This window comes from Vibrio sp. R10-SF1-ISO8, from assembly GCF_059833805.1.
Window position 1 is genome coordinate 131,809 of the sequence record NZ_JCBDHL010000016.1, and the last position, 13,492, is coordinate 145,300.

Genomic DNA, 13,492 nt, shown 5'->3' on the forward strand with positions numbered 1-13,492 from the left:
CCAAAAAACAAATTCTCGGAGCGCTGCGTTCCCGTTTCCAGAAGCGAAGCGCTCTCGCTTCTTTCTAGTGGCGGAAGTGGCGCATACCGGTAAAGATCATCGCCATGCCATGTTCGTCTGCTGCTGCGATAACTTCGTCATCACGCATAGAGCCGCCCGGTTGAATCACGCACTTGATGCCTGCTTCTGCAGCCGCATCGATACCGTCGCGGAATGGGAAGAACGCATCCGATGCCATTACACAACCTTCAACTTGTAGACCTTCGTCAGCCGCTTTGATGCCTGCGATCTTCGCTGAGTAAACGCGGCTCATTTGGCCAGCGCCAACGCCGATAGTCATGTCACCCTTCGAGTAAACAATCGCATTTGATTTAACGTACTTAGCTACTTTCCAGCAGAATAGGGCGTCTTTTAGCTCTTCTTCTGTTGGTTGGCGCTTAGAAACCACTTTAAGGTCATCTAGGCTTACCATGCCTTGGTCACGGTCTTGAACCAGTAGGCCGCCATTAACGCGTTTCACGTCAAAGCCCGTCGTCTTAGTTGCCCATTCACCACAGTCTAGAAGGCGAACGTTCTTCTTCGCTGCAACCACTTCAATTGCTTCAGCAGATACTGATGGCGCGATGATGACTTCAACGAATTGGCGCTCAACGATAGCCGTTGCTGTTGCTGCATCTAGCTCTTGGTTGAAGGCGATAATACCGCCGAAAGCAGAAGTTGGGTCAGTTTTGTATGCGCGATCATACGCTTCAAGGATGTTGCCACCTAGCGCAACACCACATGGGTTAGCGTGCTTAACAATCACACATGCTGGCTCGTCGAACTCTTTAACACACTCAAGTGCTGCGTCAGTATCGGCGATGTTGTTGTAAGAAAGGGCTTTTCCTTGGATTTGGCGAGCAGTAGAAACAGAGGCTTCTTCTGGATTTGCTTCAACATAGAAAGCTGCGTCTTGGTGGCTGTTTTCACCGTAACGCATGTCTTGTTTCTTGATGAACTGCTGGTTGAATGTGCGAGGGAATTTGCTCTCTTCGTCACCTTCTTTGTTCTCTCCGTAAGATGGAACCATAGTGCCGAAGTAGTTAGCGATCATGCCGTCGTAAGAGGCTGTGTGCTCGAAGGCAGCGATAGCTAGGTCAAAGCGTGTTTCTAGAGTCAGAGACGTCTCATTAGCATCCATCTCAGTGATAACGCGGTCGTAATCGTGGGCGTTAACGACGATAGTTACATCTTTGTGGTTTTTCGCTGCTGAGCGAACCATAGTTGGACCACCGATATCAATGTTCTCAACCGCGTCAGCAAGAGTGCAGCCTTCTTTCGCCACTGTTTCAGCGAATGGGTAAAGGTTAACCACAACCATGTCGATTGGGTTGATACCGTGCTTTTCCATTACGTCGTCATCTTGACCACGACGACCTAGCACACCACCATGTACTTTAGGGTGAAGCGTCTTAACACGACCGTCCATCATTTCTGGGAAACCAGTGTAATCTGATACCTCAGTTACTGAGATGCCTTTTTCTGCCAGTAGGCGAGCAGTGCCACCTGTTGATAGAATATCAACACCTCGGTTAGCAAGAGCTTGGGCAAACTCAACAATACCAGTTTTGTCTGATACGCTGATTAGTGCGCGGCGAATAGGACGAGCGTTAGTCATGCTTCCATTTCCTCAAAGTCACAGAGTTAATACGTAAGATAAAGATATTTGCCAAAAATGAACTTGTTCTTATGCTTTGATTACAATCAGGCAGTAAGATATTGGCCAGTTTTGGTAAAGACCTTTCCAACATTTGTTGGTGGTAAACTAGTCTCTGAGTTTGATGGCGCACATTCTAACTAATTTATTACAAAAAAGCTCGCGCAATCGTTTGGCATCTCAAAAATAATTGTGAAAAGCTCAAGTTTAGGCTTAAAACGTAACGAAACAGTTAATAGGAAAAGTTATGTTCCAGATCGGAGAATTGGCTAAGCGCTGTAATGTCACCGCAGATACATTACGCTTTTACGAAAAGAATCAGCTGATTAAACCAGCAGGTCGCAGTGATTCAGGTTACCGGCTTTATAATGAAGAAAACCAAGATCAAGTCAGCTTTATCCTCAAAGCGAAAGACTTAGGTTTGAGCTTGGATGAGATTCGCGAACTTTTAGAGATAAAACTTGAGGCTACAGAACATAGTTGCGCCGAAGTTAAGGCGATCACTACAGCTAAGCTTTCTGTGATTGATGAAAAGATTCTTGAATTAACTCGAATTCGCACAGCACTGAAGAAAATTAATGATGCTTGCTGTGGACACGTTGATGACGATGCCAGTCATTGCTCGATTTTAGGTGCACTTGCGAGCGAAGAACACCAAGACTCTTGCTGTGAGATAGAAAAGGGGGTTTAAGAAGCGCGGCGGATATTGGCTTTCAACTCAGTGTTTGACTTGATGTCCGGAAGATTCTCGTAGTAGAGAGTGACTTGGTTACGACCGGTTTGTTTGGAGTAATACATCGCTTTGTCTGCTTGTACCATCAGTTCTCTAACGGATGATACATGGTCATTCAACTCGGCAATCCCAATACTCACTGTCGGCAAGATGATGTGATCATCTACCTGACAAGGTGTGGTCTCAATCGAGTGACGGATGCGCTCAGCAATATCGTACGCTTGAATTGCGTTAGTGCGAGAAAGCACCACACCAAACTCTTCACCACCCAAACGGCCAATATAATCACTGGAGCGAATTAAACCTTGGCAAATATGCGCAACTTGGACGATGACTTCATCACCCGATAAGTGGCCCACTTGGTCATTAATTTCTTTAAAGTGGTCGATATCTATCATCAAACAAGAGAGGTGCTGTTGGGTTGGACTATCGAACTCTCGTTCCAGTCTTAGCATAAAGGCACGGCGGTTTAATATGCCAGTCAACTCATCGGTTTCAGCCAGTTTCTTTAATTCAACTTGTTGAAGATGTGCGTTAGTGATCTCTTTCTCTTGCCACAGAACATATTTGGCACCGCTTGCCAATGTGATGGGCTTGAGAGAGGCTTCAAACCATCTTTCGTCGACGCCATTCCAAGCTTCAAGCTCTTCAATAGAAAGCAACAGCTGTTGACAAGGGGTCATAGAGTATTGCAGAGTTTTACGTTGACCTGAGGTTAACACGTGTCTGAAGTGTTGCTCCAAGTTCTCAGCAAGGTTTTCAGGAAGGATCTCGCTAAACGTACGCTTGAGGTACTTGCTGGTTAACTCAGGATCAGATTGAGTTGCTTCACCAAAGCTATCTACGATACGTCCGTGCTCATCAATGATCAGCAGACGATCAGGTAGCTCGGAGAGCATAAGACTCAGCCATTCTTCCCTTTGCATATCAACCATGTAGATTAGTCCGAACGTAAACGTAATTGATTATTATATCGACCACTTCGAGGTTAGCAATCGCAATAGATCACAGATCGCTGAATATTCGTGCAACTAACACTGGGTCTAATGATAAAAAAACCGGGATTACTGACGTAAGCCCGGCTTCTTAAAATCAAAATATCGAATGAACGATTAGTTCATGCCGTATTTTTTAAGTTTCTTGCGAAGAGTACCGCGGTTGATACCCATCATAGTTGCTGCGCGAGTTTGGTTACCGCGAGTGTACTGCATGATGGTATCTAGTAGTGGCTGTTCAACTTCAGCTAGAACTAATTCATATAGTTCTGTTACTTCTTGGCCATTAAGTTGAGCCAAGTAGTTTTTAAGAGACGCTTTAACAGAGTCACGTAGTGGCTTCTGAGTAATCTGGTCCTGTGACGTTACTGTAGTTACTGTTAATGCTTCTGAAGTCAGATTTTGTTCGAACATATTCGGTCTAGCTCTTCTCTTAATTATGATGCAACGTTTACCTGTCGTAGTTGGGGCGAAAGCACAACTAGTTAGGCTTTATCAAAATACTCTTCAAGCGCTTCAAGTTGCAGCTCAGCTGCATCAATGGCGTTGAAGGTACGGCGAAACTCACTTGCTTGCTCATGCTCTTTTAGGTACCAACCTACGTGCTTACGCGCGATTCGTGGACCTAAATACTCTCCATAGAAATCATGCAGTGCATTCACATGGCCAAGCAGGATGTCTTTCACTTCCGAATAAGGAAGCTCAGGCATCGTGGTGCCGTTTTCCAAAAAGTGTTGGATTTCCTGAAAAATCCACGGACGACCTTGGGCAGGGCGTCCAATCATTAAAGCGTCAGCACCGGTATATTCCAGTACATGCTTGGCTTTCTCTGGGCTATCGATATCACCGTTAGCGATAACCGGAATTGAGATAGCTTGCTTGACCGCTTTAATGCTGTCGTATTCGGCCTCACCTTTGTACATACACGCTTTTGTTCTGCCATGCAGAGCAAGAGCCTGAATGCCGCAGTCTTCGGCTAATTTAGCGATTTGGACACAGTTTTTGTTATCTGTATCCCAGCCAGTACGGGTTTTCAATGTCACAGGGACATCGACTGCATTGACCACAGCCTTCAGAATATCTTCAATGATATCTGGATACTGAAGCAGGGCAGAGCCGGCTAGCTTCTTATTCACTTTTTTGGCTGGACAGCCCATGTTGATGTCGATGATTTGCGCACCGTTTTCAACACTGAACTGAGCAGCGTCGGCCATAAGCTGTGGATCAGCGCCCGCAATTTGTACAGAGCGAATGCCCGATTCGCCTTCATGTACCATGCGTTGCTTTGATTTGGACGTTGTCCATAGCTTTGGATTGGATGACATCATTTCACTGACGGCCATTCCAGCACCATAGCGGAGACACAACTCACGGAACGGTCTATCAGTCACACCTGCCATAGGGGCAACGATGAGATTATTCTTAAGTTGGTAGTTTCCGATTTTCAAAACGTCTTCACAGCTTAGTACCAGCAAGGGCGCGCATTTTACGCATTTTTTAGCGCTGTGAAAAGACTAATATTTGAGCATTTACAAATTGTTTTCGCAAAATGCCCAAAAATCAGTCAATTAGCTCGCAAAGTCTTGTCTAGCCTTGCTTTCGACCAGAGATGCGACACCATTCACTTTGCTCTTTGATAGGATCAATGTGAAGCTCATCACGGTAATAGTTAGCCACATCTTCAGCTTGAGTATCTAGCACGCCTGACATCGCAAGCTCGCCGTTTGGCTTAACTAAAGACTTAATGATTGGTGAAAGCTCGCGTAGCGGACCTGCTAAGATGTTAGCAACAACCACGTCAGCAATCAGACCTTCTGGCTGATCTTGAGGAAGGAACACTTCTAGTTGGTCGGCAACACCGTTACGCTCGGCGTTGTCTTTAGAGGCAAGCAGTGCTTGAGGATCAATATCGATCCCGATTACCTTTTCAGCGCCCAGCTTGATCGCGGCGATCGCAAGAATGCCAGAGCCACAACCAAAGTCGATCACGGTTTTGCCCGATAAATCTAAGCCTTCTAGCCATTCAAGACATAAAGCGGTAGTTGGGTGGGTACCAGTACCAAAGGCAAGGCCCGGATCAAGCATTACGTTCACCGCATCAGGCTCAGGGATTTCACGCCAGCTAGGGCAAATCCACAAACGCTCGCCAAACTTCATTGGGTGGAAGTTATCCATCCATTCGCGTTCCCAGTCCTTGTCTTCCAACTGCTCGACTTTATAAGCGAAATCATCTGCCAGTAGACCGCTGAGTTTGGTTTGCTCAATGATAAAGTTAGTATCCGCTTCCGCGTCATACAGCGCTAGGATATCCGTATCACCCCAAAGACGAGTTTCACCAGGTAGAGGTTCGAATACAGGCGTATCCTGCGCGTCTAAGAAGGTCACAGACAGCGCACCAGTCTCTTCCATTAGCATGTCGCCGATCTGTTCAGCGTTTTCATTGGTCGCATTGAGTTTGATTTGAATCCAAGGCATGAGTATGAGCTCTTTACATTGATTGATGTGATTTGGCGCAGAGTGTAGCAGAAAAGGCTAACAAGTGCGCGAAAACAAAAATGCTCACCGAAGTGAGCATTTTCATTATGACTAAAGCGGAAATTGCTTATTGCAGGCCTAGTTTCTTCTCTAGGTAATGAATGTTGGCACCACCGTGTTGGAAGTTCTCATCATTCATAATGCTTTCTTGTAGAGGAACGTTAGTCTTGATGCCTTCAACGATCATCTCGCCTAGTGCGTTCTTCATACGTGCAATCGCAACATCGCGGTTCTCACCGAAAGTGATCAGCTTACCGATCATTGAATCGTAGTGAGGAGGCACTGTGTAGCCTGTGTAGATGTGTGATTCCCAGCGAACACCCATGCCACCAGGGGCGTGGAAGCGTTCAATCTTACCTGGTGAAGGTAGGAAGCGCTCTGGGTCTTCTGCGTTGATACGACATTCGATAGCATGGCCGCGGATCTTGATGTCATCCTGAGTGAATGACAAAGGCTGACCTGCTGCTACACGCAGTTGCTCTTTGATTAGGTCAACGCCCGTTACCATTTCAGTTACTGGGTGCTCAACCTGAATACGAGTATTCATTTCGATGAAGTAGAATTCGCCGTTTTCGTATAGGAACTCGAACGTACCTGCACCGCGGTAACCGATTTCTAGACATGCACGTGTACAACGTTCACCGATGTACTTACGCATCTCTTCAGTGATACCTGGTGCTGGCGCTTCTTCAACAACCTTCTGGTGACGACGCTGCATAGAACAGTCACGTTCACCTAGGTGGATAGCACCGCCTTGACCATCAGCAATAACCTGAACTTCAACGTGACGAGGGTTCTCTAGGAATTTCTCCATGTAAACCATGTCGTTGTTGAACGCTGCTTTTGCTTCAGCACGCGTCATAGCGATAGCTTCAATGAGCTCGCCTTCAGAACGTACAACACGCATACCACGACCGCCGCCGCCGCCAGACGCTTTGATGATTACTGGGTAACCAATACGCTTAGCGTGTGCTTTGTTTGCCTGCTCATCGTCATCTAGTGGGCCATCAGAACCCGGTACACAAGGTACGCCAGCTTTCTTCATTGCCGTAATAGCTGAAACCTTGTCACCCATGATGCGGATGGTTTCCGCTTTAGGACCAACAAAGATAAAGCCGCTGCGCTCAACTTGCTCAGCAAAATCTGCGTTTTCAGATAGGAAACCGTAACCAGGGTGGATTGCCACCGCGCCAGTCACTTCCGCCGCTGAAATGATGCGTGGAATATTTAGGTAGCTATCGATGCCACGAGCAGGACCGATACAAATTGCTTCGTCTGCAAGTAGTACGTGTTTTAGGTCACGGTCAGCAGTTGAGTGAACAGCTACTGTTTTGATGCCCAATTCTTTACATGCGCGAAGAATACGAAGTGCAATTTCACCTCGGTTCGCGATGACTAATTTATCTAGCATAAGAGAGAGCCTCTATTATTCGATAACAACAAGTGGTTGGTCGAATTCAACTGGTTGGCCGTCTTCAACTAGGATAGCGGTTACAACGCCAGACTTGTCTGCTTCGATTTGGTTCATCATCTTCATCGCTTCAACGATACATAGCGTGTCGCCTGCGTTTACTGTTTGACCAACTTCAACGAATGACTTCGCGTCTGGGCTTGGAGAACGGTAGAAAGTACCTACCATTGGAGAAAGAACTTGGTGACCTGCTGGAGTTGCAGGAGCCGCTGCCGCTTCTGGCGCTGCTGCAGGAGCAGGAGCAGGTGCCGCTGCTGGTGCAGCCGCTACAGGAGCTGGAGCTGCTGCGTATTGAACTGGTGCTACAGGTGCAGCAGTACCGTTACGGCTGATGCGTACCGACTCTTCACCTTCAGAGATTTCTAGCTCAGCAATGCCAGACTCTTCTACTAACTCGATAAGCTTCTTGATTTTACGGATATCCATCTTTTCTTTCTCTTTTATCTTGTGAATAAGACAGCTCAAAACGAGCTGCAGAGTGTTTATTTACGTTGAGCATCTGCGAACGACTTCAACGTCAGTTGGGTTACTTTGCCTGCAGTTTATTCAGCGCGGCAGACAGAGCGAATTCGTATCCTTGCGCACCTAAACCACAAATCACGCCCTCAGCCTTATCTGAGAGATAAGAGTGATGACGGAATGGTTCACGAGCATGCACATTGGATAAATGTACTTCGATAAATGGGATAGCCACACCTAACAGCGCATCTCTAAGTGCAACACTGGTGTGGGTAAAGGCGGCAGGGTTGATGATAATAAAATCCACCTTGTCGTATGCCGCATGGATAGCTTCGATCAGCTCATACTCACGATTGGATTGAAGATGTTGGAGTTCAACATTGGCTTCATTCGCTTGCTTGGTTAATGTGTCGATAATCTGCGGTAGCGTCGAAGAACCGTAATGTGCGGGTTCGCGTAGACCTAACAGGTTTAAATTTGGACCATTTAAGACAAGAATGCGTGATTTTGCTGTCATTGTGCTGCCATCTTCCTACTTCATGATATGAACTGGAATATTCCCATATTATCTCGGATTCATCATGCAGTTTTTACTAAAAATAGCAGTGAATCTTTGAAATAGACCCAGATTATAGCTAATTCAGCGCATTTAGCAGCAATTTACTGGTCTAATCTCCCAGCTTGAAGCCGGATTTTTGTAACCGAGGTAACACTTTTTGCTCAATGAGAAAGGGCGAGAGAGGAGTACTTTAGACGGTAAAAACAAAAAACCGCCACATAATGTGACGGTTTGAAGTTCTACATAGTGGTGTTGGTAATTACGCCAATTCTGCTTTTTCTGCAATCAGCTTATCAACCACACTTGGATCCGCTAGGGTTGAAGTATCGCCTAAGTTGCTAGTATCGCCTGTAGCAATCTTACGTAGAATACGGCGCATAATCTTACCTGAACGAGTTTTAGGTAATGAATCTGTCCAGTGCAGCACATCTGGTGTTGCAATAGGGCCAATTTCTTTACGCACCCAGTCCTTCACTTCTTTATGCAGTTCTGCACTAGGAAACTCACCATCATTGAGCGTGATGTAAGCGTAGATTGCTTGGCCTTTAATATCGTGAGGTATACCAACAATCGCTGCTTCAGCAATCTTATCGTGAGCGACGAGCGCCGATTCGATTTCTGCGGTACCCATACGGTGACCAGAGACGTTTAATACGTCATCCACACGACCTGTAATCCAGTAGTAACCATCTTCATCGCGACGCGCGCCGTCACTGGTGAAGTACATGCCTTTAAATGTAGAGAAGTAAGTTTGCTCGAAGCGCTCATGGTCGCCATATACTGTGCGCATCTGACCTGGCCATGAATCAAGGATGACTAGGTTACCGTCAGTCGCACCTTCGATGATGTTACCCATGTTATCTACCAGAGCAGGCTGAACACCGAAGAATGGGCGAGTCGCAGAGCCTGGTTTGAGGTCTGTTGCGCCTGGTAGTGGGGCAATCAAGATGCCGCCTGTTTCGGTTTGCCACCAAGTATCCACAATAGGTGAATCTTCATTACCGATGGTTTTGTAGTACCACTCCCACGCTTCAGGGTTAATCGGTTCACCTACCGAACCCATAATACGTAGGCTGCTACGTGAAGTGCCTTCTACCGCTTCATTGCCTTTCGCCATAAGTGCACGAATCGCTGTTGGTGCTGTGTAGAGGATATTCACTTGGTGTTTATCCACCACTTGGCTCATGCGGTTTGTGCTTGGGTAGTTAGGCACACCTTCAAACAGAATCGTTTTTGCACCGTTAGCCAGTGGGCCGTAAATCAGATAAGTGTGGCCGGTAATCCAACCCACGTCAGCGGTACACCAGAAGGTTTCGCCTGGTTGATAATCAAATACGTACTTGAATGTCATGGTAGCGTAGACAAGGTAACCGCCCGTGGTGTGTAGAACACCTTTAGGTTTACCTGTCGAGCCAGAAGTGTAGAGGATGAAAAGAGGGTCTTCTGCTTTCATCTCTTCTGGTGGGCAGTCAGCAGAAACATTTGCGGTTGCTTCATGCCACCAAACATCACGATGCTCATGCCAGTCAATGTCGCCGCCAGTACGTTTCATGACAATAACTTTTTCGATGGTTTTTACTTCTGGATTAGTCAGTGCTTCATCGACATTCTTTTTCAGGGGAACGGCACGACCACCACGCACGCCTTCGTCAGCGGTAATCACCACTTTAGCGTCTGAATCAATAATACGGCCAGATAGTGCTTCTGGAGAGAAGCCACCGAATACAACAGTATGTACCGCACCAATACGGGTACAGGCTAGCATGGCCACGGCTGCTTCAGTCACCATTGGCATGTAAAGACAAACCACATCGCCTTTACGCACGCCTTGCTCTTTCAGTGCGTTTGAAAACTCACACACTTCTTTATGCAGTTGGTTAAACGTCAGTGTTTTATCGTCGTTTGGATCATCACCTTCCCAGATGATGGCGACGTCATCACCACGTTCAGCAAGGTGACGGTCAATACAGTTTGCAGATACGTTTAGCGTACCGTCTTCGAACCAACGGATATCAACGTGGCCGGTATCAAATGACGTGTTCTTTACTTGAGTGAAAGGCTTCATCCAATCGACGATTTTTCCGTGCTCACTCCAGAAACCAACAGGATCTGTCACAGATTGTTGGTACATAGCTTGGTAGGTATCATTATCCGCGTGGGTATTTTTTTTGATGTTTTCTTTTACCGGATAAATATGGGCTTCACTCATTGCTTATCTCCTTGTGCTTAATTCCTTGTGAATTGAGCAAGTGTCCGTTTAAAACGATAAGGTCACCTGACCCTGACGTTGTAAAATCCCTATACCCATAACTTTCAAGCACAGGCGACAATTCGACAATTAGACTTTAGGATGAGAGAGATAGATCTGCTTTGAAATGAAGGAATTAAAACGCAAATTGAGAACTTGGTCGTAAGTTAGGTTAGCGGGTATAGGGCAGATTTAAGCTAGGGAGGTCACCTTTTGTTAATCGAACAAACACTAAGGCGGCGGAAATCGCATCTTGTAGGGCATCGTGTTTGTCTTGCAAAGGCAAGTCGAGATGCTTACAAATGGCATCCAAGCTGAGATCAAAGTATGCGTTAGGTAGGTGCTTCTCTAATTTGTCGTGATAAATCTGACTCACTTCGATTAAAGGGTTGGGTAGAGGGAAGCCCAATTGTTTGCGACAAGCGAGATCGAGAATTTTTTTGTCATAGCGAATGTGATAGCCAACCAATGGGCGATTACCAATAAACTCTAGCAGTTGCATTAAGGCTTGTTTTTCATCGATACCATCAACGAGATCCTGATGGCGGATGCGGTGGATTTTAATCGAGCCAGAATCCAGTGATTGCGGGGCTCTAAGCCTGACTTCAAACGGTTTACTGGTAATAATGCGATTGTCGATGATTTTGGTCGCCGCAATGGTGACGAGCTCAGCACGCTTAGGGTCGAGGCTAGTGGTCTCACAATCTAACGAGACGTACTCGCCTTTTTGCACCGAGGCAAAAAGAGGCTGGTAAAGAGAGCCCTTGAGTTTGTAAAACCAATAACGGCGTTGCAACCAATTCATACACCAGCCTCTAATCTCTTATCTGATAATGATAGCCCAAGAACTGCTTAAACTTTTTCACTACATGCAAACTATGACGTAGTAAATCTCGCTCGGTACGCTCTATTTGTTTAAGGTCGATGCGATTATGGCTGTGTTGATTTGTCAGTTGTTGATTGAGGCGCAGCTTGAATAGCAACTTAAGTGCTTCACTGAGGTTGTCGGCGGTTTCTGGTTCGAGTATCCGTTTTACTCTTAAAGCTTCTATGCGTTCAAAGGTGTTTTTCTCTTCAATGCCATATTCTAGCGACAAGGTACGGATCCCATGAACGATAGGGAAGATGCCGCCACTTTTTACGTCGACACCTTGTTTGTCTTTCTTAACATTGCCAAACAGAGTCAATGGTAGAGAAAACTGCAACGCAGGGCGTGAGAAGTCTTGCAGCGCGAGCATGTTGTTCAGCATGGTTTGCTTAAGATGTTGCGTGATGGATTCGAGTAATGTTTTGTTGCCTGCGACTGCATGAGCATCGGTGAAAATCGCGAGGTCCATGACGTTTTCTGCACTGCTAGGCTTAGACCATTGGCTGATCGTGCTTTTCCATTCTGACTGGGTCTTAACCCATTTCGGGTTATTGACCATGACATTGCCAGGGCAAAGTGGGTAGCCAAGTTGTTGCAGCGTATGAGTTAGCTGACCCATCACGGTTTCACATTGGTGCCAATGAAGACCATCTTTGATGATCAACGCGTTGTCTTGGTCAGTTTTCAGTATTTGTTCCCCACGCCCTTCTGAGCCTAGAACGACCAAACAACAGTGATCGTGAAGGGCAGGAGGAACAATCAGCTCAAAGGCTTTCTCTATGATCTGCTCGTTGACCGCTGAGATCAGTTCCATGATAAAGCGGGTGCGAATGCCGTTATTAAGCAGACTTTCGACTAAGTTTCGTTGCCTGTTCGAGGCGAGAGCCAACTCTTCAATACTGGTCGAGCGGGCAATACTTAACGTTAATACGTGCGAGTGGGTAGAGAAAGCACTGAGGATCTGAGTCATATCGAGCATGCCGACCGCTTCTTTACCATCGGCGACCATCACGCGTTTCATTCGGTGGCGCGTCATTTTTATCATCGCATTAAAAAGAAACTCACCGTCCTCAACGTGCACCACAGGGAAAGTGGCAATTTTGCCTACAGGAGTGTCGAGTGGGTGACCGTCAAGCATAACCGCATGCAGCATATTGGTTCGAGTAATGATCCCATAGGGCATTGAGTGTTCATCTTCAACGAGGCGAACGTCAGAGTCGTTTAGTCGCACCAACGCAGAGTCGATACCATTTTGCTTGAGTGTTTGCGTGACTTCATTCAGCGGTTGGTCGGGAGAGAGTATCATTGGCGGGTGATAGATCTCTTTATCGACCTTGGTCAGGATAAACTCGGCCAGGTTTTGCTGTTGCTGGGCCGCATCGATCAGCTCTTGGCGCTTGGCAAGGTTGTTGTCGAAGTAGGCGGCGAACTGACCATTCTCGTTATACAGCTCAATGAAAACTGACTTGGGCAATAGATAGCAAAGGGTATCTTCTAATGCGATGTAGCGATGCTTTACCGTCTCTTCAAATAGAGCACGCACATCAAACAAATCATCATTAGCGTAGTGAGCAAAGATTTCTTTGTCGTCCTCTGAGCGCTCTTCGACTGCTCCTTTGATCAGGATATGCAGGTGCTGGCTCTGTGTACCGGGCTGAAGTAAGGTTTCTTTGGCACGGAAATAAGCGACATCCAATGAGCTACGCAGCCGGCTCTGCTGCTGGCTGTCCAGTCGATCAAACGGTGGGGAGTGCATATTAAATTTATCTGGCATTGCGAACCCTACTTCATTGCCACTCTATAGGTTAAGTGTGCAGGATTGGCATAATTGTTCCAGACGACTTTGGTCGAATCTATTAATGAAACAAGTCTGCTCATTTCGTTGCTAATGATGAAAATAGTGAGAATAGGGAAACGCAGTTGTGACG

General features: G+C 46.4%; 12 protein-coding genes. 1 reads left to right on the top strand and 11 read right to left on the bottom strand.

The window, feature by feature from the left end:
• Positions 1-64 precede the first annotated feature (64 nt).
• Positions 65-1,657: a bifunctional phosphoribosylaminoimidazolecarboxamide formyltransferase/IMP cyclohydrolase gene (gene purH / locus AC6R00_RS12555; RefSeq protein WP_500640625.1), complete on the bottom strand. Its 1,593-nt coding sequence runs from the start codon at positions 1,655-1,657 to the stop codon at positions 65-67.
• 286 nt (positions 1,658-1,943) lie between these two features.
• On the opposite strand from purH, the gene zntR reads away from it, so the two are divergent.
• On the top strand, positions 1,944-2,387 hold the full coding sequence (gene zntR / locus AC6R00_RS12560; protein WP_500640626.1) for a Zn(2+)-responsive transcriptional regulator: 444 nt from the start codon (positions 1,944-1,946) through the stop codon (positions 2,385-2,387).
• Here the strand turns inward: zntR and AC6R00_RS12565 are convergent.
• The 10 genes from AC6R00_RS12565 to AC6R00_RS12610 all read right to left on the bottom strand — a co-directional run bounded on the left by AC6R00_RS12565 (position 2,384) and on the right by AC6R00_RS12610 (position 13,338).
• Positions 2,384-3,364 carry a sensor domain-containing diguanylate cyclase gene (locus AC6R00_RS12565; RefSeq protein WP_500640627.1) on the bottom strand — a complete coding sequence of 327 codons (981 nt, stop codon included), beginning with the start codon at positions 3,362-3,364 and terminating at the stop codon, positions 2,384-2,386. The two genes, zntR and AC6R00_RS12565, sit on opposite strands and share 4 nt — an antisense overlap.
• A 177-nt stretch (positions 3,365-3,541) precedes the next feature.
• Positions 3,542-3,838, bottom strand: a complete 297-nt coding sequence (gene fis / locus AC6R00_RS12570) for a DNA-binding transcriptional regulator Fis (RefSeq protein WP_000462885.1) — start codon at positions 3,836-3,838, stop codon at positions 3,542-3,544.
• 71 nt (positions 3,839-3,909) lie between these two features.
• Positions 3,910-4,872 carry a tRNA dihydrouridine synthase DusB gene (dusB, locus tag AC6R00_RS12575; RefSeq protein ID WP_500640628.1) on the bottom strand — a complete coding sequence of 321 codons (963 nt, stop codon included), beginning with the start codon at positions 4,870-4,872 and terminating at the stop codon, positions 3,910-3,912.
• A 139-nt stretch (positions 4,873-5,011) separates the two neighbouring features.
• Positions 5,012-5,899 carry a 50S ribosomal protein L11 methyltransferase gene (gene prmA, locus AC6R00_RS12580; RefSeq protein WP_004742952.1) on the bottom strand — a complete coding sequence of 296 codons (888 nt, stop codon included), beginning with the start codon at positions 5,897-5,899 and terminating at the stop codon, positions 5,012-5,014.
• A 127-nt stretch (positions 5,900-6,026) separates the two neighbouring features.
• Positions 6,027-7,370, bottom strand: coding sequence for an acetyl-CoA carboxylase biotin carboxylase subunit (accC, locus tag AC6R00_RS12585; protein ID WP_171323715.1), 1,344 nt, complete (start codon positions 7,368-7,370; stop codon positions 6,027-6,029).
• Between the two features lie 15 nt (positions 7,371-7,385).
• Positions 7,386-7,856, bottom strand: a complete 471-nt coding sequence (gene accB / locus AC6R00_RS12590) for an acetyl-CoA carboxylase biotin carboxyl carrier protein (RefSeq protein ID WP_500640629.1) — start codon at positions 7,854-7,856, stop codon at positions 7,386-7,388.
• A 100-nt stretch (positions 7,857-7,956) separates the two neighbouring features.
• Positions 7,957-8,406 (bottom strand): type II 3-dehydroquinate dehydratase, encoded by a 450-nt coding sequence (aroQ, locus tag AC6R00_RS12595; protein ID WP_004742955.1) that lies wholly within the window; start codon positions 8,404-8,406, stop codon positions 7,957-7,959.
• Positions 8,407-8,707: 301 nt separating this feature from the next.
• Positions 8,708-10,657: an acetate--CoA ligase gene (gene acs / locus AC6R00_RS12600; protein WP_004742956.1), complete on the bottom strand. Its 1,950-nt coding sequence runs from the start codon at positions 10,655-10,657 to the stop codon at positions 8,708-8,710.
• 211 nt (positions 10,658-10,868) lie between these two features.
• Positions 10,869-11,501, bottom strand: a complete 633-nt coding sequence (locus tag AC6R00_RS12605) for a 3'-5' exonuclease (protein ID WP_500640630.1) — start codon at positions 11,499-11,501, stop codon at positions 10,869-10,871.
• Positions 11,502-11,511: 10 nt separating this feature from the next.
• The gene (locus tag AC6R00_RS12610) at positions 11,512-13,338 is read right to left on the bottom strand and encodes a DUF294 nucleotidyltransferase-like domain-containing protein (protein ID WP_500640631.1); all 1,827 of its coding nucleotides are present in this window, start codon (positions 13,336-13,338) and stop codon (positions 11,512-11,514) included.
• Between the last annotated feature and the right edge of the window lie 154 nt (positions 13,339-13,492).